Source organism: Brevibacterium sp. FME17 (genome assembly GCF_014897515.1).
Taxonomy (GTDB): domain Bacteria; phylum Actinomycetota; class Actinomycetes; order Actinomycetales; family Brevibacteriaceae; genus Brevibacterium.
On sequence record NZ_JABUYD010000003.1, the window covers coordinates 247,151 to 265,696 of the forward strand.

At 67.3% G+C, this 18,546-nt stretch carries 20 protein-coding genes and 1 pseudogene; 17 read left to right on the forward strand and 4 right to left on the reverse strand.

What is annotated here, in order from left to right:
* Positions 1-101 precede the first annotated feature (101 nt).
* Positions 102-194: pseudogene (locus tag INT40_RS20515) on the forward strand (RidA family protein); the annotation flags it as partial.
* A gap of 21 nt (positions 195-215) precedes the next feature.
* Here the strand turns inward: INT40_RS20515 and INT40_RS04790 are convergent.
* From INT40_RS04790 to INT40_RS04800, 3 genes are read right to left on the reverse strand one after another with little or no spacing between them, the layout of a single operon-like run.
* The gene (locus INT40_RS04790; protein WP_193095635.1) at positions 216-1,616 is read right to left on the reverse strand and encodes a hypothetical protein; all 1,401 of its coding nucleotides are present in this window, start codon (positions 1,614-1,616) and stop codon (positions 216-218) included.
* 53 nt (positions 1,617-1,669) lie between these two features.
* Positions 1,670-2,008 (reverse strand): helix-turn-helix domain-containing protein, encoded by a 339-nt coding sequence (locus INT40_RS04795; RefSeq protein ID WP_193095636.1) that lies wholly within the window; start codon positions 2,006-2,008, stop codon positions 1,670-1,672.
* Positions 2,005-3,123, reverse strand: a complete 1,119-nt coding sequence (locus INT40_RS04800) for a tyrosine-type recombinase/integrase (protein ID WP_193095637.1) — start codon at positions 3,121-3,123, stop codon at positions 2,005-2,007. Before INT40_RS04800 ends, INT40_RS04795 begins: the two co-directional genes overlap by 4 nt.
* Positions 3,124-3,615: 492 nt before the next feature.
* On the opposite strand from INT40_RS04800, the gene INT40_RS04805 reads away from it, so the two are divergent.
* Both INT40_RS04805 and INT40_RS04810 read left to right on the forward strand, forming a co-directional pair.
* Positions 3,616-4,200 (forward strand): TetR/AcrR family transcriptional regulator, encoded by a 585-nt coding sequence (locus INT40_RS04805; RefSeq protein WP_193095638.1) that lies wholly within the window; start codon positions 3,616-3,618, stop codon positions 4,198-4,200.
* Between the two features lie 14 nt (positions 4,201-4,214).
* Positions 4,215-5,420, forward strand: coding sequence for an MFS transporter (locus INT40_RS04810; RefSeq protein ID WP_193095639.1), 1,206 nt, complete (start codon positions 4,215-4,217; stop codon positions 5,418-5,420).
* Positions 5,421-5,455: 35 nt separating this feature from the next.
* On the opposite strand, the gene INT40_RS04815 is transcribed toward INT40_RS04810, so the two are convergent.
* Positions 5,456-5,623, reverse strand: a complete 168-nt coding sequence (locus INT40_RS04815) for a hypothetical protein (protein ID WP_193095640.1) — start codon at positions 5,621-5,623, stop codon at positions 5,456-5,458.
* Between the two features lie 159 nt (positions 5,624-5,782).
* Here INT40_RS04815 and INT40_RS04820 point away from each other — a divergent pair, with 159 nt between their 5' ends.
* The 14 genes from INT40_RS04820 (at position 5,783) to INT40_RS04880 (ending at position 18,546) form a co-directional block, all read left to right on the forward strand.
* A complete protein-coding gene (locus INT40_RS04820) occupies positions 5,783-6,031 on the forward strand; it encodes a hypothetical protein (RefSeq protein WP_193095641.1) in 249 nt (82 codons plus the stop codon).
* Positions 6,028-6,996, forward strand: coding sequence for a Clp protease N-terminal domain-containing protein (locus tag INT40_RS04825; protein WP_193095642.1), 969 nt, complete (start codon positions 6,028-6,030; stop codon positions 6,994-6,996). Before INT40_RS04820 ends, INT40_RS04825 begins: the two co-directional genes overlap by 4 nt.
* Before the next feature lie 63 nt (positions 6,997-7,059).
* Positions 7,060-8,796: an ABC transporter ATP-binding protein gene (locus INT40_RS04830; RefSeq protein ID WP_193095643.1), complete on the forward strand. Its 1,737-nt coding sequence runs from the start codon at positions 7,060-7,062 to the stop codon at positions 8,794-8,796.
* Between the two features lie 230 nt (positions 8,797-9,026).
* Positions 9,027-9,854 carry a helix-turn-helix transcriptional regulator gene (locus INT40_RS04835; protein WP_319021938.1) on the forward strand — a complete coding sequence of 276 codons (828 nt, stop codon included), beginning with the start codon at positions 9,027-9,029 and terminating at the stop codon, positions 9,852-9,854.
* Between the two features lie 228 nt (positions 9,855-10,082).
* Positions 10,083-11,204, forward strand: a complete 1,122-nt coding sequence (locus tag INT40_RS04840) for an ArdC-like ssDNA-binding domain-containing protein (RefSeq protein ID WP_193095645.1) — start codon at positions 10,083-10,085, stop codon at positions 11,202-11,204.
* Positions 11,201-12,145 (forward strand): bifunctional DNA primase/polymerase, encoded by a 945-nt coding sequence (locus INT40_RS04845; protein WP_193095646.1) that lies wholly within the window; start codon positions 11,201-11,203, stop codon positions 12,143-12,145. Before INT40_RS04840 ends, INT40_RS04845 begins: the two co-directional genes overlap by 4 nt.
* A gap of 245 nt (positions 12,146-12,390) precedes the next feature.
* Positions 12,391-12,663, forward strand: coding sequence for an ATP-binding protein (locus INT40_RS21140; protein WP_319021944.1), 273 nt, complete (start codon positions 12,391-12,393; stop codon positions 12,661-12,663).
* Positions 12,647-12,874, forward strand: coding sequence for an ATP-binding protein (locus INT40_RS21145; protein WP_319021945.1), 228 nt, complete (start codon positions 12,647-12,649; stop codon positions 12,872-12,874). The genes INT40_RS21140 and INT40_RS21145 overlap by 17 nt, the downstream gene beginning before the upstream one ends.
* A 123-nt stretch (positions 12,875-12,997) precedes the next feature.
* Positions 12,998-13,696, forward strand: coding sequence for a helix-turn-helix domain-containing protein (locus tag INT40_RS04855; RefSeq protein WP_413463550.1), 699 nt, complete (start codon positions 12,998-13,000; stop codon positions 13,694-13,696).
* Positions 13,693-14,124 carry a hypothetical protein gene (locus tag INT40_RS04860; RefSeq protein ID WP_193095647.1) on the forward strand — a complete coding sequence of 144 codons (432 nt, stop codon included), beginning with the start codon at positions 13,693-13,695 and terminating at the stop codon, positions 14,122-14,124. Before INT40_RS04855 ends, INT40_RS04860 begins: the two co-directional genes overlap by 4 nt.
* Positions 14,125-14,224: 100 nt before the next feature.
* Positions 14,225-15,118, forward strand: coding sequence for a hypothetical protein (locus INT40_RS04865; protein ID WP_193095648.1), 894 nt, complete (start codon positions 14,225-14,227; stop codon positions 15,116-15,118).
* Positions 15,115-16,128: a ParB N-terminal domain-containing protein gene (locus tag INT40_RS04870; RefSeq protein WP_193095649.1), complete on the forward strand. Its 1,014-nt coding sequence runs from the start codon at positions 15,115-15,117 to the stop codon at positions 16,126-16,128. Before INT40_RS04865 ends, INT40_RS04870 begins: the two co-directional genes overlap by 4 nt.
* A 42-nt stretch (positions 16,129-16,170) precedes the next feature.
* Entirely contained in the window at positions 16,171-16,881 is a 711-nt protein-coding gene (locus tag INT40_RS04875; RefSeq protein WP_193095650.1) for a hypothetical protein, read from the forward strand.
* 15 nt (positions 16,882-16,896) lie between these two features.
* Complete coding sequence (locus INT40_RS04880; RefSeq protein WP_193095651.1) at positions 16,897-18,546, forward strand: M23 family metallopeptidase; 1,650 nt, start codon at positions 16,897-16,899, stop codon at positions 18,544-18,546.

An 18,546-nucleotide genomic window follows, 5' to 3' on the forward strand; every position in this document is an offset into this window, starting at 1 on the left:
TCGTAAGCCGATGCGGTACATACGGCGTCGGGATCGGCCGGGTGGTATGGAACTACTCGTCTGGAGCAGTTCGCCTGGCTGGCTAGTTAGGCATACTTTTGCATGACGTGCCGAGCACGCTGATGGGCGTGACGATGCTGGGCTATGACGACCAGCTGGTGAAACTCGAAGCGGTTGCCGCCGTCGTTGACTGATCAACGAGCCGCTATCTTCGGTCAGTCGCTTCGCATCGCGATGTAGCTGGACCAGTCGCGGGCGGCGAGGGCTGCCCAGCGAATCGCGGTGGTATCGGCGATGCCGACGAGGTCGGCGAGGACGGGCGCGGGGATGTTCCCGGCAAGGGCGAACATCGCGGCGTGACGGGACTGGCCCGGGCGGATGCCGCTCGTGACGAGCTTGGCGCGGAAGTTCTCACGGACCATGTGGCGGCCGGGGTGCCTACCGGGAAACAGCCAACCGTGGTCGGTGCTCACGATCGACGGGCTGCTTGGGCGGGCGAGGTGGCGGCGGATCAGGTCGTCCAAGCCGGGCGGCATCTCGACGGGAACGGTGTCGAAGCAGACCATGACACGGCCGTCGTCGATTACGATCTGCTCGGTGCGCATCGCGACGATCGTCTCAAGTGGCTGGGCGAACAGGAGCGTGAACAGGCCACCGATGCGGGCATAGAGGGCGATCTGCTCCTCATGGAGGAGTCGATCGATCTGTTCCCAGCGATCAGTGTCGGCGACGATGACCTCGGGCAGGGTCGACTCTCGCGCGGGTATCGTGATGCGAGCGTTGGCGCGGGTCCGGCCGAGCCAGGCGACGAAGCCTTGCTGGCCGTTGCGGCCGCCGGGATGCTCGTCGAGGTATGCCTCCAGCTGCGTCTGGGTGAGACCGCTGATCGTGATCCCGCGCGCGGTTGCCCACTGGCTGAGCCGGATCGCGCCGTTGACGTGCGAGCGTGCGCTGTAGATCGCGCTCTTGGTCAGTCCGCTGCGCTCGGCGACGCGGCGGAGGTTGCGGAGTAGGTGCCAGCGGGCGTAGCGGCCGATCAGGCCCGCGTCATCGGCGCCGAGGGGCGCGAGCTTGTCGCCGAGCCAGCGCTCCATCTGCTCGATCGGGGCGTGATACGGCGGTAGGACACCGGTTGAGGCGAGCAGGTCGCGCAGGTAGTTGTGCGAGCGGTCCGCAGGCAGTTCGCGGAACGTGTCGTGGCTGATCGGTGTCCGCCCGCGGGCCATCTGGCCGAGCAAGCTCGCGCCGGTCGCGGGCGGCTTCTTCAGCCAGGTGATCACGCTCTGCGGGCGCGGCGCTGCGGCCAACTCATCGAAGACAGGACGGAGCCGCTCGTGAATAAGGCCGGTGGCCGGGTCGGTGAACAGTTCGGTGAGCCGGCCGGCGAGAATGCAGCGGGCACAGCGGTCGGAGCCATAGGGATGGTCCTCGCGACCGCACTGGGCGCAGGCGAACACGGACTCCTCGCCGGCGCACGCGGCGCAGACGAGTGTGCCGTAACTGCTCGTCGAAGGGAAGGCAATCGGGCGCATCTCGAAGCACTCCGGGCAGACGGTCGGGTGGTAGGCGATGTCGCGTCGGCAGCGATAGCAGATCGGCCCGGTCGGCAGCATCACCGTCGTGGTCCGAGTGCCGCAGCGGACGCAGTCCCGGCTCGCAGTCTCGCGGGTCACTCGTCCACGCCGTCGGGGCGCCGCACTCTGGCGCGGACCGGGCGCAGCTCGCCGATCTTCGGGCCACCCTCACCGGTAGTGCCGGTCTTGGCTTGCTTCTGCTCGGCGACGACGGGAGTGATCAGGTCAGCCGGGCTGCAGCCCAGCGCATCGCAGAGCGCGACCAGCACCTCGGTGTTCAGCCGTTGCGGCGTCTTCGTCACGAGCCGATAGACGTGCTCGCGGGTCAGGCGGATGCCGCGTTCTTCCAGCAAGGGCAGCAGCTCGCTGGTCTGGAACAGGCCCCGATCGGCCATCACCTGCCGCAGGTTCCACTGCACCTGGACCGTCCTCATAATGTTCGCTCCTTCTCGTCCGTCGCGTAGACCCTGGACAGCGCGGCTTGGAGGGTCTTGTTCTTGAAGTCGTTGGACACCGACGTGTAGATCGCCGTCGTCGACGCATACGTGTGCCCGACCTGCTCGGTGACGAACCGTTCCGGGTAGCCGTGCTCGATCAGATGTGTCACATACGAGTGCCGCAGACAGTGCAGGCTCAGATGCTCGTCCAGCCCGATCTCGGCACGGGCGGTCGCGAACAGGTCGTCGATCTGGCGGACCTTCACGCGGGTGCGCCGCTCGGTCAGCCAGAGCGCGGGATGCCCGCCCGTCTCGTAGAGCGGCAGCGCCTCCTCGACCCACTGCCGCAATCCGTCGACGGCCCAGTCGAACTCCGGGACCGCCAGCACCGTGCGCCGACGAGGCAGCGACCCGGCGGTCGCTTTCCCGTAGCGCACGTGCACCGACCCGTAGCTGCCCCAGTCGCGCATGTGCGGGTTCGGGCGCAAGTCCGCCACATCGAGGCGTGCCACCTCGTTGCGGCGCAACCCGAACGCGTACGTCGTCTTCAGCATCGTCGCGTCCCGCAACCCCGCCAATGCGCCCTTGCGGCCCGACCGGGCGATCCGATCGACACGGTCGTCGAGCCAGTCGAACAATGTCTCCAGCTCGCGATAGGTCAGCGGCCGGCGCTGCGGCCTACCCTCGTAGTCGTTGAGATGCGCGACGGTGTTCCATTCGTTGCAGACCTGCGAGGGCACCTGCCCGAACCGGTCATGGCATTGCGTGGGCCATTCGTAGCGCGAGTCGGTGACGTAGTCGCAGAACATCCGCAGCGTCAGGTGGTAGCCGCGGATCGTCGACAACGCCAGCCTGTCCGTCCCCGACGTCAGCGACACCGTGAAGTCCTCGACATCGGCAGGCGTCCACTGCCACGGATACGCCTCGCAGAACTCCTGGAATCGGCGGATCAGTCGTTCCCTGGACCGGACCGTGACCTCGCCGAGCTGCCGCGAGCGCTGCTGACGGGACCACCCGGTAACCATCGCCTCAAACGCCGCCGCGGGCTCGTTCAGATGCACCACGCCCGGCACCAACAGCAGCCGGGCCGACCCAGGAAACTCGCCCGCCATCCATCCTCAATCCGTTACCTAAAACATCACTATGTTGCATCTACGGTAACATGCATCGAAGGCGCCAGCAGCCGCACGGCATCAGGCCAACCCGACCCGAGAACGTCGTGGCCAACTGCGGCAAGGCCTGTGACATCTGTTGCGATAATGCTCGATGCCCTCGATCTGCAAGAGGTGTGGCAGCTCTGAGAGGGTCGGGTACGGCAGCTCCGAGAGGGTCGGGCACGAGGTACCGCCGGCTCGGTGGGTCTCCGAGAGGTGTCGCCGGGGATGGTCGGCGTTCGTCCCGTCGATTGGCCGCCCTGTCGTGGTGGTCGGGAGCGTACATCTGTCAGGCGATCAGTCCGGTAAGGATCGATATTCGGAGTCGTGAGGCCCGCAGCATGACATGACTTTCGGCGCTGTGTCACGGACGGTGTCTACGACGAGGGTGCCGGCGCTGAGTTCACCTTCGCGGGTGGACGCCAATTACATACGTGTTAGCCTGTATGTATGAAGCGATCGGCCGGGGATGCGGCGAAGACCCGCGTAGCGCTGCTGGAAGCGGCATTGATGTCCTTCGAGGAGAAGGGTTGGCCAGGAGCCACGTTCGAGCGTGTCGCTGAACGTGCCGGCGTGACGAGAGGCGCTGTGCACCATCACTTTCGAAGCAAGTCCGAGCTGCTGACCGAGGCCCTGGAGTGGGGCTGGGCGGAGTACGGGAACCAGCTGTTCACCCAAGAGGTCGCGTTACCCACTGCTGCGGGCCAGCTGAACGCCTTGCTGGGTGATTTCGTGGCGCTGCTGCGAAGCGATGAGCTGTTCCGTGCGCTGGCTTCCACCACGGTCTTGGTCGCTCCGCAAGCGCTCGATGACAGCAGTCGCAAGCACGAGGCACTTGACGGGTGGCGCGATCAGATCGCCGCGTCGTTGAGCGATGACACCGACGTGCCGGTGCCACCCAAGACAGTCGCCGGCCTGGTGCTGGTGTTGATTCAAGGGTTCACCGTGACCGCGGTGACCCGACCCGATGACCTTCCGCAACCCGAACACCTCGACGCCGCGATCGCGGCACTGGTGAGAGGGTTGCTCTCCTAGAAAGTCCCACACAGATGACTTCACGCGACTCTGCCTCCCTCGCGCGAGGTACCACTCCCACGCGCGCGCTGATCGTGGGATCAGCAGCGGTATTCACCGACATGCTCGTCCACGGCCTTGCCGTGCCCGTCCTCCCGCTGCTGCCCGCGGTGGTCGAGGCCGGACCGGCAGCCACCGGAGTGCTGTTCTCCTCCTACGCGGTGGCGATGATCATCGCCACTCTGTTCGCCGGGCGCATCGTCGACCGGCACGGCCCCAAGACCCCGCTGCTCATCGGGCTGCTCGGTCTGGCGGCAGCGACACTGCTGTTCGCCACCGGCGGCCCATACTGGCTGCTGCTGGTGGCCCGGATCGCCCAAGGAATCGCCGGCGGCATGTCCTGGGTGGCGGCGCTGTCGCTGATCGCCGCGACCACCCGCTTCGACAAGCGAGGGCAGGCTATGGGTATCGCCATCTCCTCGCTCACTCTGGGCGTGCTACTGGGGCCGCCTCTGGCAGGCTTTCTCGTCGAGCGCTTCGGCACCGCAGCCCCGTTCCTCTTCGCCGCCGCCATCGCCCTGATCGACGGGGTACTGCGTATCGTCCTGGTCAAGGGCTCTCCCCGGGTCACCGACGACATAGGTGGACCACTTGCTGTACTGCGCGTCCCGGGATCGCTCTCGATCGTGATCGCTGTCGCGGTCGGTGCGGCCGTTCTCTCTGGCGTCGAGCCGGTCCTGCCGGTGCATCTGGGGGCCAGCGCCTTGACGATCGGATTGCTCTTCGGTCTCGCTGCCCTGGCAGCGATCATCGCCAATCCCATCGTGGGCCGTTACGTGACCACCGCGCCGCCTCGGCTCCTGATCGGCACCGGTGTCGTCGCCGTCGCCGCTGCCCTGATCGTGATCGGGTTCGCAGCCGAGCTCTGGCAGACAAGCATCGGCATGATCCTGCTCGGAGTCTCCTCAGCCCTCCTGCTGGCACCGGCGACGACCATGATCGCCGATCAGGGCTTCCGCTCCACCCCGCCAACTCTGGGTGGATCATTCTCGCTGTACAACCTGGCCTACGCCGCAGGCCTTGCCGGCGGGCCGTTGCTCACGGGCTTCGGTGTCCAGCAGGTGGGTTTCACTGCCGCGATAATCATCGCCGCTATCGCCCTGGCCCTGCTCGGCGCGGCGGCTCTGATCCGATTGCCCGCTACCGCCCCTGCCGACCGCCAGGACGGACCGGATGTCTGAGCACGCAGGCCGAGTCGATCACGTGCAGGCCGGTACTATCCGAGCTGAGGGATGATCCGATGCTCGTCCAGCGTGTGCTCTCCCCGGTCGACGCCGTGGAGTCGTGGACGGTGCTGGGCGGCGACGGTGTCCCAGCGGCTCCACGCGCCATAGGTCGTATCGATGCTCGATCGCGCATCCTTGAAGGGGGCACCGAGGATCAAGTGCGGCGTGGTGCGGACTCAGGGCAGATGATCAGTCCGCCCGCGTGGCTCAAGCAGGCACAATCCCCGATAGCCCAACTCGAAGCCCCGTGCGTAATGACACTACCTGCAAGACAACTAGCTTTGACTTGCACCCCATGTCAACGTAAATTGTCATGCATGGAGACCATGGACCTGGCCGTTCGAGCGGCCGACTTGTCCGACCCAGAGTCGGGACTGAGAGCCATCGCGGCATTGCGCCGCCTTGCGGACACGCTGGAACTACGTCAGGTGGAAGCCGCACTTGCGGCCGGCCTTGGCTGGGTCGACATCGCGGACAGTCTCGGCGTGTCCCGTCAAGCCGTGCACAAGAAGTACCGCAACCGGGTTCGCCCCGATCTGGCACCGAAGCATGGAGGAGCCCGATGAGCGCACGCACGATGCCGATCTTCCTAATGGCCGGGTGGCGCGAAGCCGTCCGTGCGCGGGAACCCTACATCGACCTCGATCACCTCCTAATCGGCCTGATCGCCGCTGGCGGACCAGCGGCACAGACCCTCGCCCAGTACGGCCTCACTCTGAACTCCGCTCGCACCGCCGCGAGCGCGGTCCACGCTGAAGCTCTTGCCTTCCTGGGTGTCGATGTGCACGCGCTTGCCTCATCGCCACCGCTGACGATCGACGAGCTGAATCGAGATGATGCTCGAATGCCGATGGCCGAGCGGGCGGACCGGCTCGTCGACAGCCTCGGCAGCCGCGCTACTGAACGTGATCTTCTGAAGGCCTTGCTTGCAGAGCGATCCGGCACGATCCGCGGTCTGATTGAGCGCAGCGACGCTGATCTGGAAGCTATATCCAAGGAAGTCGGTGACCACGGCGGGTGGACCACTCCGATCCCGCGGCGCAATCGTGTTGTCGAGGCGCAGGCAGAGACCCGGACCGCCGCAGTCGAGCTGACGCACTTCATCCCTGCCGACCCCCAGCTAGTTCGTTCGGTTGCCGCCGATCCGACCTGTGCTCCGCACTGTCTTATGTTTCCCGACACGATGCGGCCGGACGCGGGCCGAACTCTAACTATGACCGTGTCAAAGCGCGGTCGCACGAGTACGTTGAGTCTGGTCCTCGCAGAGGACGAAGAGGGGCACGTTCGTTGGGATGACCGGTGGGACGACCAGCCCTTTGGTTGGTACGACCTGCGGTTCGCACCCGTCAGTGGCGGCACACAGCTGACGCTGGCTCGCGCTGTTCGTCCCATCGGCATCTTCGATGCGGTACTGACCCCGCTCATCCGGCTGAACAACGGTCTTGGGCTCCTCCTCCGCGCCCAGAACCTCTCGCTTGCATGCGCCGAGGTCGATGACCAGAAACCGCATTCGGACCTGCCGCCGTGGTGATGACGTGGATGTGCTTGTTTAGCGGCAGCTTCGTGATCGCTTCGACACGAAGCCGGCGAGACCATGACAGCTCATAAGAGCGGACACCCAGCTACGCCGCTGACCATCTGGCGTCTGGCGCGAGAGCGCCCGTTCATCCTCGTCGTGGCACTCCTGCTGGTTCTGGGAGGTGCCGGCCTGTCACTGGTGCAGCCCATGATCGTAGGCAGGACGATTGAGATGGTCGAGCGCGGGGATACCGTTGTGCCATTGATCGCCATCCTCGTCGCCTTGGCTGTGGTGCAGATCGCATCAGAGACCTACGGCGGCTACTTGCAGCAGACCATGGGCGAGCGCGGCAGTCGCCGGGCGCGCATCGGTATGGGGCAAGCTGTCCTCCGTTCGGCGTTGACTCCGTTGTCCCGGCACCGTGGTGGCGACCTCGTCTCGCGGTTCACCACGGACGCCGATGCCATCCGTGATGGCGTGGCCCGTGGCTATATTCAAGTGGTCACCGCGACGGTGACCGCGGTAGGGGCCGGCACCATGCTGTGGCTGCTGGACTCCGTGCTCTTTTTGATCGTGGCCGTCATTATGATTTTGGCGGGCGCGGGCGCCTGGGTCTTCCTGCAACGTATCGAGGCAGCATCGGCGGCGCGACAGGAAACACTCGGTACGATTGGTGCCACCGTGGATCGTGCGCTGGTCGGAATGCGCACCATCCGCGTGTTCCACGCGACCGAAGGCGAACGAAACCGCCTCAATAGGTCTTTCGATCACGGCTTCGAGACCGGCAAGAAGTACGCGACGTGGACGGCAGCCGTCACCCCGGCGGTCGAGCTCGCGGCGACGGGCAGCTTCTTGGCCCTACTGCTGGGCGGCGGAATGCGGGTCGCGGCTGACCAGATCAGCCTGGCCACGCTCGTCTCAGCGCTCCTATACTCCACCATCCTTGTCGTCCCAATCGGCGCCCTCATCGAGGCAACCATCAGCCTCTCGACAGCGAAGGGGGCACTGGCCCGGATCAACGAGGTGATCACACTTCCCGACGAATCCACCGGCCATGAACTTCGAGAGGACGCACCTCCGGCAAGACCCCTGGAAACTCCCGCGGCGCTCAAGACATTGAACGAGGCATCGGGTCTGCACATCAGTGGACTGTCCGCGCAGTACGACACCGCGCCGCCCGTTCTTAATAACGTGTCGTTGAGCATTCCCCGCGGGCACTCACTCCTGATCCGGGGACCTTCGGGCAGCGGCAAGACAACACTCGTCAACGTAATCTGTCGATTCCTCCAGCCCCAAGCAGGACGGATCGTACTCGACGGGCACCACCTGCTGCGCATGCCACCGGACGAAGCGAGGCGACACGTGGCGATCGCAGAACAAGATGCACCTCTGCTGGCAGGGACGGTCCGCGAGGCTCTCGCCTACGGCGACATCCATACCACGGATGCTCAGATGCTCACGGTCCTGACGGAACTTGGACTGCTCGCGGACCTGGGCGGACCGAGCCACGCCCTGGATCGAGAGATCGGCGAACACGGGAAGGGTCTTTCCGGCGGACAACGTCAGCGACTCTCGCTTGCCCGAGCGGTGCTGGCAAACCGGCCTTTGCTCATCGTGGACGAACCAACCACCGGTTTGGACGAATCTAATCGACGACGGGTCGTCTCCTCTCTTCAACAACGGAAGTCTGATCAAACGCTTCTCATCATCAGCCATAACGATGAGGATCAGGCCTGGGTTGACCAGATCATTGATCTCACATCGGAAATACCGGCCCTCAACGACTCCACGCGAACCCGGGACAGCGGATGAACGCTCTCCCACTGTCAGCCAACGCTCCGGCCAAGGGACTGCGGCGGGATGAACTAGCGGTGGTCGTCGAGGAATCTGACTGGTGAGCGGTGAGGATGAACTCAATCCCCGCGCCGTCCGACCTCGACCCGCATGAGAAGTCACCGACGGACACGTCGGGTCGATTCCGTCCGCTTCTCGCGCGGACTCGGACAATTTTCCGTCCGGTGGGACCAGTCGCGTATGACTGCGTGAAGTTGATCTTTGTGCGCGCTGGATCGGCGGTCCTGCTCAGTGAGTTCGGCGAGAAACCCGCTACGACCGGTGACGTGGTGATGTTGGGAGCGAACACGCTGTGCGGAAGTGAGCCTGAGGGTTCGATCACCGTCACGACGCTCTATCTGGATCGGGACTACGTGATCGATCAGGTGTTCTGGCAGCACGCCGCTCTGCTATCGGACCGGCTTGAAGCGCAGGACTTCATGAACAAGCGGTACTCCGAGCCTGCACAGATATTGACCCTGGGTGAGGACCGCGCCGGGATGCTTATGCCCTGGCTGGACGAGATGGTTGCTCTCAGCATCGATGGACCGTCACCGGAGAGCTTCTACCGGCTCCAGTCGCTGCTGTTCGCGGTGCTGGATGTGATCACCCCCTTCGTCAAGACGACTCCGGTGCGGCGGACACAGTCCCAACGGTTGGCTACCTGGCCTGGATTGCCCCACTACCGCCGGTTCGCGCCCTTGCGGGCCGAAGCCCGCGAGGCCGTTGAACTCCTCCGCAGCGCGCCAGCACAACGGTGGACACTGCACGAGCTTGCCAAGGCAGTGCATCTTTCGCCGTCCCAGTTGGGCCGAGTCTTCGTGGATGCCTACGGGAAAACACCGATGACGTACCTGGCGACACTGCGCGCCCAAGAGTTGGCGCTTCTGCTGCGTGAGACCGATCTGCCGATCGAAGTCGCGATGCGTGCGGTCGGGTGGCACAGCCGCGGTCACGCCGCGCGACTGTTCCGCCAGTGTGTCGGAGCAAGCCCGACCCGCTACCGCCAGCTCGTCCGGCAGAAGGCATCGACTTGACGGTTCGATACCGATATTCGCTTTTGTGATACGCGTATCCGCATCATCGCCCGATCCCGCGCCCTCGTCACCTGACGGGCTGGTAGTCCGGTAGGACTCGTCGGGTTCAACCCGCGCACTGACGGTCACACCGTCGTTGTCCGTCTCTCGTCACTGGTGTTCCCGGCGCACCTGATGATCACCGAGCCCGATCGGCCCGGTGCTCAGGGTATCGGGAGGAGACAGACGATGGCTACGACACGGGAGGAAGCCCAGGCCGCGCGGGAGGCGAAGCTCGATGAGCTGCACGAGCGGCTGACCGGTGCGGTCGAACAGCTCGTCTCCGGCGACGACTGGGGCCGGGCGCTCACGTTCGCGGCACAGTTCAGGGCGAGATCGTTCTCCAACACCCTGCTGATCTGGGCACAGCATGCCGCGGCTTACGAGGCGGGTCGGGTGCCCGAGCCGATGCCGTCCTATGTCGCCGGGTATCGCCAGTGGCAGACCCTGGGCCGGCAGGTGGAGAAGGGCCAGCCGGGATACATGATCCTCGCCCCGGTCACCGGCCGATTCGCCACCGCGACACCGTCTGACCCGGAGTCGTGGCGGCGGCTCGGCAAGGGCGAAAAGCCACGCCCCGGTGAGGTCGTGCGCTCGAAAATGATCACCGCCAAGCCCGCCTACGTGTGGGACGCCTCCCAGACTGCCGGTGACCCGATCCCGGAACCGCCGGCACCGAAGCTGCTGGAAGGCGAAGCACCGGTCGGGTTGTGGGATGGTCTGGCCAAGCTGGTTGAGGAGCGCGGGTTCACCGTGCTGGCGGTGCCGCACGAAGGCATGATCCACGGCGCCAACGGCATGACGGACTACACCGCGAAGACGGTCGCGGTCCGGGAGAACATGGACCCCGCCGCGCAGGTCAAGACGCTCGCCCACGAACTCGGGCACGTCCTGCTGCACGGCCCTGACCAGGAGGACGCCCGCCAGCATCGCGGCATCGGGGAGGTGGAGGCCGAATCGGTGGCACTGATGATCGGCGCCGCCCATCACATGGACACGACCGGGTACACGATCCCCTACGTGTCGACCTGGGCCGCGCGGGTGGACGGCAAGGAACCGGTCGAGATCGTCAAGGCCACCGGCGAGCGGGTCCGCAAGACCGCCCTGACGATCCTCGATCAGCTCGATACCGCCCAAGTCGGTGACGGCACTCCACCGGGTCTCGACCGTGAAACACCGCAGCGCAACCAGCCATCCCATGAGCGCGCCGGAGCCGAACGCGCAGCGTCGGGCAGGCAGGTCGAGCCCGTGCCCGAAACGGGCACCCGTCCTGCGGCCAGCGCGGCCGTGATGCAGGGACGGGATCTGTGATGGCCGCTACGGACGCGCTCGCGGGTGTGCTGACGCAGATGACCGGGCCATGGCCGGTCTCCGCCGCAGCACGAGAACTCGCCGCCGCAGGCGTGCCGGTGTTCCCGTGCGTGCCGGGCGGGAAGCGTCCGCTCACCGAGCACGGGTTCCACGACGCCACCACCGATCCCGGCCAGGTGGAGGCCTGGTGGCGGACGCACCCGGATGCGAACCTCGCTGTCCCCACCGGCGCCACCTCCGGGATGGTGGTGGTGGACGTCGATGTCCACGCCCCCACCGACGGGTATGAGGCGTTCGAGCGCGCCTACCGTGCCGGCCTCGTGTCGAGGTGGGCGTTCCTGGTGTCCACGCCGTCGGGCGGGATGCACGCCTACTACCCGGCGACACCTGACCGGGCGCAGCGGTCCTGGCAGGCCGCGCGCCCCGGCGTGGACTTCCGTGGCGACGGCGGCTACATCCTCCTCCCACCCTCGATGGTGTCCACCAACGGTGCAACTGTCGGCTACCGGGTGCGGCAGATCAACACCGGCCCCTCGGCGACGCTGGATTCGGACCGGCTACGGGACTTCCTCGACCCCCGCCCGACGCCCCCGCCCACGACGAGTGACGACGTGCAGCGGTCGGCGGATGTGTCGCGGCTGGCGACGTGGGTCGCTGCCCGCGGCGAAGGGGAACGCAACCGGGGCCTGTTCTGGGCCGCCTGCCGACTGGCCGAGAACGGTGTCCCCGCCCCCGATGCACTCGATGTGCTCACGGCCGCGGCCTCGCAATCGGGGTTGGGCGAGCGGGAGATCACGACGACCGTCCGCTCGGCCTACCGCACCACCCAACCCCAAGCCCGCCCTTCATCGACGGTGCAGGGCTCGCCGCGAGCCGCGGACGGGTGGTTCGCTCGCGATGCGACCGTGCGGACGTCCGCTCCGGGACGACGGTTGTCATGACCGTCCCTAGCAGTCCGACGAGTCGACGGTGGGCCGTGATCACGGCGGTCGCCGGGACGGTGTTCATCGCCGGCGGCGCGTTCTGGCTGTCGTTCACGTGAATACTCGCTTCGTTGGGGGCCATCAGTAGTGCGTTCGGGGGCCAGTACGCTGACCGGCCGATAGTGGGCTCGGGGGCCGGCAGTGGCGTGTTTGGGGGCCACCGTGCTTAGGCTCCTTCCGAACGGGGCCTGGACCGCAACGTCATCGCCCAGCTCGGGACCTGTTCCTTCGTCGCCCGCCAACAGAACGTGGTGTTCCAGGGCTTCACCGGCTCCGGGAAGTCCTATCTGGGGTGCGCTCTGGCCAAGCAGGCCTGCCAGCACCGGATCCGGGCTCACTACATCCGGATGCCCAATCTGGAGGAAGCCTGGGCGTTGGCGAAGGACAAGCCCCAAGGGAGCACGAAGTTCCTGAAGGAAGTACGCGGCCTTCACCCTGCTGGTCATCGACGAGTGGCTGCTGGACCACCCCGATGAGTCGATGCGCAGCATGCTGCTGGAACTGCTTGAGCGCCGATACGACGCCGCATCGACGGTGTTCTGCACCCAGTACGCCAAGAAAGACTGGCACCAGCGCCTGGGCTCCGGAGTCCACGCCGACGCGATCATGGACCGCATCGTGCACAACACCATCTGGGTGGACACCGGCAACCACAACATGCGTGAAAACGCCACCATGAATCAGTGAGAGAACAGCCCGTGGGAGCCGGTGGCCCCCACACCTGCGGCCGCTGGTCCCCACCGACAATATCGCTGGTCCCCAACGGCAAGAACGGGTGGCCCCCAAGCCTTCAAATACTCATTCACGGCGTTGGCGGACCTGGCCGCCCGCTCCGGGGTCGGCGGCTCACAGGCGTGGGCGTGGCCGCTGATCGTCGACGGCATCATCGTCGTGGCCACCGTCGCCGTCGTCGCCCTGGCCGGCCAGCGGTCGGCGTGGTATCCGTGGGCGCTGCTGATCGGCGGCGCTCTCGTGTCGGTGACCGCCAACGCGATCCACGCCGTGGTGGCTGCCGACGCGGACGTGCCTGGGGTGCTGGCGGCTGCGGTGGCGGCGGTGCCGCCAGTGGTGCTGCTGGCGATCACCCACCTGACCGTCATCCTCACCCGCCCGCAACTCGCCGCCGAGGTGCCCGCATCCACCGACGAGTCCGCGATCGAGGAGCCCGGCCCGGACGCAGCGTGGGAGCCGGTATCGGCGGTGACACCAGCAGATGCCGTGGAAGCCACCGCGCTGTCGGCGCCAACCCGGCAGGAGAACGACCCCGTCGCAGCTCCCGGCACGAGGCAGGCATCAGCGGCCCGGCGCGCTGACCCGCACGTCGATGCCGCGGCAGGTTCCGCCGACCGGCGTGCGCGGGCGGCGGCACTGCGCGGGCAGGGATGGTCGAACAAGAAGATCGCCCGCGAACTGGGCGTGCACCCCTCCACGGTGGGCCGGTGGTTCACCAGTGCGCACCTTCCCGATACCACCGAACACGTCGATGCCGAGGAGGCGAAGGACGTATGAATCCCGATCACGACCACCAGCAGGAACCTCGCCGGCGACCGCCGGTGCCGGAGACCAACCACCGGCGGTCGACGCCAGCCGAGCAGGTCGAGACACCACCGGCCGAGAAGACGGAGACACCAGAGGCAGTGCGAGCGGCGAGGATCGCTGGTCTCCAGGGCAACAGCCGTGAGCGGCTCGTCCAGGATGCGGGCCGGCGTGCGCGGGGGGTTGAGTGGGTGCGCCCTACGGACCTTCTCGCCCGCCACGGGGCGGCGCTGGCGGGGCGGGGCATCGACTTCGAGGTCGAGTTGGCTCGCCGCACCCGCACCGCCACGAACACCGGTGTGCAGGGGTTCGGGGATCGGGCGCGCCGGTTGCCGCCGCTGTCGGCCTTCGGTCGCAGCAGGACAACCGAGTCCGTTCCGTCGCGGTCGCCGGTCGGATGAGCTGAGCAGGTGAGAGGTCATGAGCACCACCCGGGCAGGCAGCATGGACGTCGTCGTTGGGGACGGCGTGCGCACCTGCCTGTCAGGAGGTGCCCCCACCATGACCGAGAACACCCACACCACCAATCGCCACAGAACCGAGAGCGGCGAGGATTTCACGCGCAGCGAAGGTCTACGCACGCTGCTGACTCGCCTCCACGATGCCGGGCCGGGTGCGTGGGAACACGACCCCACCGCCGCGGCACTGATGGCCTACGCGGCGGAGAAGTACACGCCCCTGGCACGCAAGCACGGCCTGGACCCCTGGGAGGCCGCCAGTGCGGCGTTCGACGTGATGCGCACCCAAGCGGCCCGCACGGCGAATGATCCGTGGGCGGTGGTCACCCACGCGGTGCGGATCACCTGCATCTTCGAAGAACGCGCCCAAGGACTCCTGTGCTCGGTCCACCAGGCACGCCGCCCGCACATCTCAGCGTTCCACGACCCCGAACGCTTCTCCGACCGGGAGAACCCGCTGGCCGACTACCACTCCGCATTCCAGATCACCGATGACACCCCGGCCACGGATGAGGAGAACGACGGCGCACCAGCGTCGTCACGGGCGTGCACGTCGGCGGGCTCCACGGTTGAGGATGCGATCGCGTTGTTCACGCTGCTGGACTGGCCGCCAGCCACGGCGCGCGCCGGGATCGAGCATGTGTGCGGGGTGCTGACCAAGACCGGCACCCGCCAGGCCACCTACGAGGCGCTGCGCCGCGACAAGCAGGCCCGCGCCTTGCTCGATATCCCCGGCCACTCCTGGACGGCGCTGTTGAAGTCGCTGCTGGGTAACCCCCACCCTGCCTACGCTGCCACGACCGCGGGGCGGGGCGTGCTGTTGCGGCTGCTGATCGGCGAGAGCCTGCCGGTGCTGCTGCGCGACGACGACCTCGTGCTCACCATCTCCCTCGCCTCCCCCGGCAGCCGGAATCCTCGTGGGGGCGGGTCGCGATGAGCGCGCCGGCGGGGTTCATCGAGCTGGAACGCACCGTCGCCTCGATCCAGGTGGGGCGCCGACACCGCACCGAGCTGGGCGACATCGACGAACTGGCGGCCTCCATCGACCGCGACGGCCTCCTCCAACCCATCACCATCACCCCCGACGGCGTGCTCGTGTGCGGGGCCAGGAGGCTGACCGCGATCAAACAGCTCGGCTGGAAGACCGTCAACGTGTGGGTCCGCTCGGGCATCTCCGACCGGCTCGGGCACCTGCTGGCCGAGCAGGACGACAACGTCCTGCACAAACCCCTGACCCAGACCGAGGCCGCCGCCCTCTACCGGGAGCTGAAGGCGCTGATGGCCGAGGACGCCGCCCGCAGGCAGTCCGCGGCCCGGTTCAGTGCGGAGAACCAGCCGGGAAGTGACGGTGGTGCAAATTGTGCACCACCGTCACCTGGCGCCTCCGGGAAGACCCGGGAGCAGGCGGCGGCGATGGTCCCGGGCGGTGCGTCCCACACCACGCTGGACAAGATCAGCTACCTCCAGCAGCTTGCCGACGACACCGCCCAGCCGGCCGAGCTACGCCACTACGTGGCCGGCGAGCTGGAGCGGATCGACGCCGGCGCCGCCGTCGATCCGATCTACCGGCACATCCACGATCTCGCCGAGACGGCCAGGAACCACCGCGAGGCGGACCTGCACCAGCTTGCCGCCGACGCGCTCGCCCGCGCCAAGACCGCGACAGCAAAGAAGCGCACCCCCCGGTCCACGTCGCCAGCCGACGATGATGCTGCGCCAGTGCAGTATCCGCTGCGGGCGTTCGTGCTGACCTGGACCGAACTGGCCAACTGGTGGACCCACTACGACGCCGAGCAGCTCGCCGCCGAACTCACCGATGAGCAGATCGAGTCCTTCCTGACCGCCGTCGAGGGCACCAGCAGGTTCGCCGAGGAACTGCGGATCGCCCGCGACCGCCGGGCAGGCCACGAGACCCCGCCCGCACGGGGACACCTGCGCGCCCTCTGAGCATTTGGCTGACTGCGGATGCACGTGGTGCACCTACACGGCATGAAGACTCCCGACCTGTCTGCCCCGCGTTCCCGTCACCGGCTGATCGCCGCACTCGCCGCCCTCGTGACGGTCCTGGCGCTGGCCGGTGTCGGCGTCTACGGCCTCCTCGCCGGACCACCCACCGCAGGCGAGGACGCCAACCGCGGCTCCGGGCCTGGACCGGCTGTGACCTCCCCCAGCGATCCAGGAGCGCCCGGCGATCCGGTCCCGACCGCGACACCGCGTCTGCCCAGCGTATCGGCATCGGCTGATCCGGAGACCTTCGCCCGCAACGTCGCGACGGCGCTGTTCGCCTGGGACACGGCCAGCGGGTTCATGCCCCTGGACTACACCTCGGTCGTCCTCGCCGTCGGCGACCCGTCGGGTGCCGAGCAGGCCGGGCTCGCCGCCGACATCGCCACCTACCTGCCGAACCGGGACGCCTGGATTGAGCTGCGCCACTACGCCACCGCCCAGCACCTGACCATCGACCAGGTGTTCGTCCCCGACGCGTGGGATGCGGCCCTCGAACAGGCACAACCCGGGCAGCTCGCCGAGGGCACCATCGCCTACACGATCGAGGGCACCCGCCACCGCGACGGGGTCTGGAACGACGAGACGGTCACCTCCGAGCATCCGGTGGCGTTCACCGTGTTCCTCGTCTGCGGCCCGACCTACGACACCTGCCACCTGCTGCGGCTGTCCCAGCTCGACAACCCCCTCCGATAGGCCGGCGGTGCGCTCATGGTGAAGAAGCTCGCCCTCGCCGCTCTCGCGCTGGTGTTCCTGGCGCCGTCGCTGGTGCTGGTCGGGGTTGGGGTGGTGATGAACCCTGCCGCCTCGGCCTCCTGCACCGTGGCCGGCACAAGCGTCAGGGTCGGCGACGTCCCCGACGAACTCACCGTCACGACCGCCAACGGCGAGACCTTCACACTGAACAATCAGCAGCTCACGCATGCGGCGACGATCATCGAGACCGGGTCCGGCATCGACGGGGTGACCCGGGACGGGCTGGTGATCGCGCTGATGGCGGCGCTGACCGAATCCACCCTGCGGATGCTGTCCAACACGAGCGTCTATCCTGAGTCGGCGGACTATCCCAACGACGGCGACGGTTCCGACCATGACTCCCTGGGGTTGTTCCAGATGCGCCCGCAGTCCGGGTGGGGCACCGTCGCCGAGCTGATGGACCCGACGTATCAGGCGCAGGCGTTCTTCGGCGGACCCACCGGCCCCAACCACCCCTCACCGCGGGGCCTGTTGGACATTCCCGGCTGGGAGCAGATGGACAAGGGCGAAGCCGCCCAAGCCGTCGAGGTGTCCGCCTACCCCGACCGGTACCGCAACTACGAGCCCGTCGCCGAGACCATCCTGACCACCCTCACCGGCACCACCACGACAGCCAGCGCGGGCGCTACGGCCGGCGGCACCACAGTTCCGGCCGCGCAGACTGTTGCTGCGGAGTCCTCGCGGGTGGTGTTCCCGGTGCCCGCGGGTACCTGGGTGCTGACCAGCGAGTACGGGCCGCGGGTCCATCCGATCTCCGGGGAGAGTTCGTTCCACACCGGCACCGACTTCGCCGCCCCGGACGGCACCCCGATCCTCGCGGCGGCCGATGGCACCGTCACCGTCGCCGAGTTCTCCGGCGGCTACGGCGGGCTCATCGTCATCGAACACACCCTCAACGGGCAGACCGTTGCGACCGCGTACGGGCACATGTGGGAGCACGGCATCCACGTCCAACCCGGCGACACCGTCACCGCCGGCCAGTACATCGGCGACATCGGCTCCTCCGGCAACAGCACCGGGCCGCATCTGCATTTCGAGGTCCGGACCGGCGGCACCGACGGCGAGCACACCGACCCCGCCGCCTGGCTCAACGCCCATGATGCCGCCGACCTTCCCGAGCCCGAGACCGGCGCCCCGGCCGGCTGCGACCCCGACACCAGCACGCCGGGCGGGGAGCCCGACCCCCTCGACGGTGACCCGGACCGCCTCGTGGATGACCCCACCAGCGACGGACAGATCACCGCTCGGATGCTGCACCTGTACCAGCAGGGCACCGCCGCCTTCCCCGACACCTCCTGGGCCTGCTACTCACCGCGTCCCGGCACCCGCTCCGAACACCCGCTCGGCCGGGCCTGCGATCTGACCTTCGGCAACGCCATCGGCCAGTACCCCACCCCGGCGCAGCTCGAAGCCGGCTGGGACGTCACCGACTGGATGAAGGACCACGCCGAAACCCTCGGTGTCGAGTACCTGATCTGGCAGGGCAAGATCTGGTCACTGGCCCGCGACGAGGATGGTTGGCGCGGCTACAACGGCGGCGGCATGCACGACCCCGGCGACGTCACCGGCGGCCACTACGACCACCTCCATGTCACCGTTCGGTAA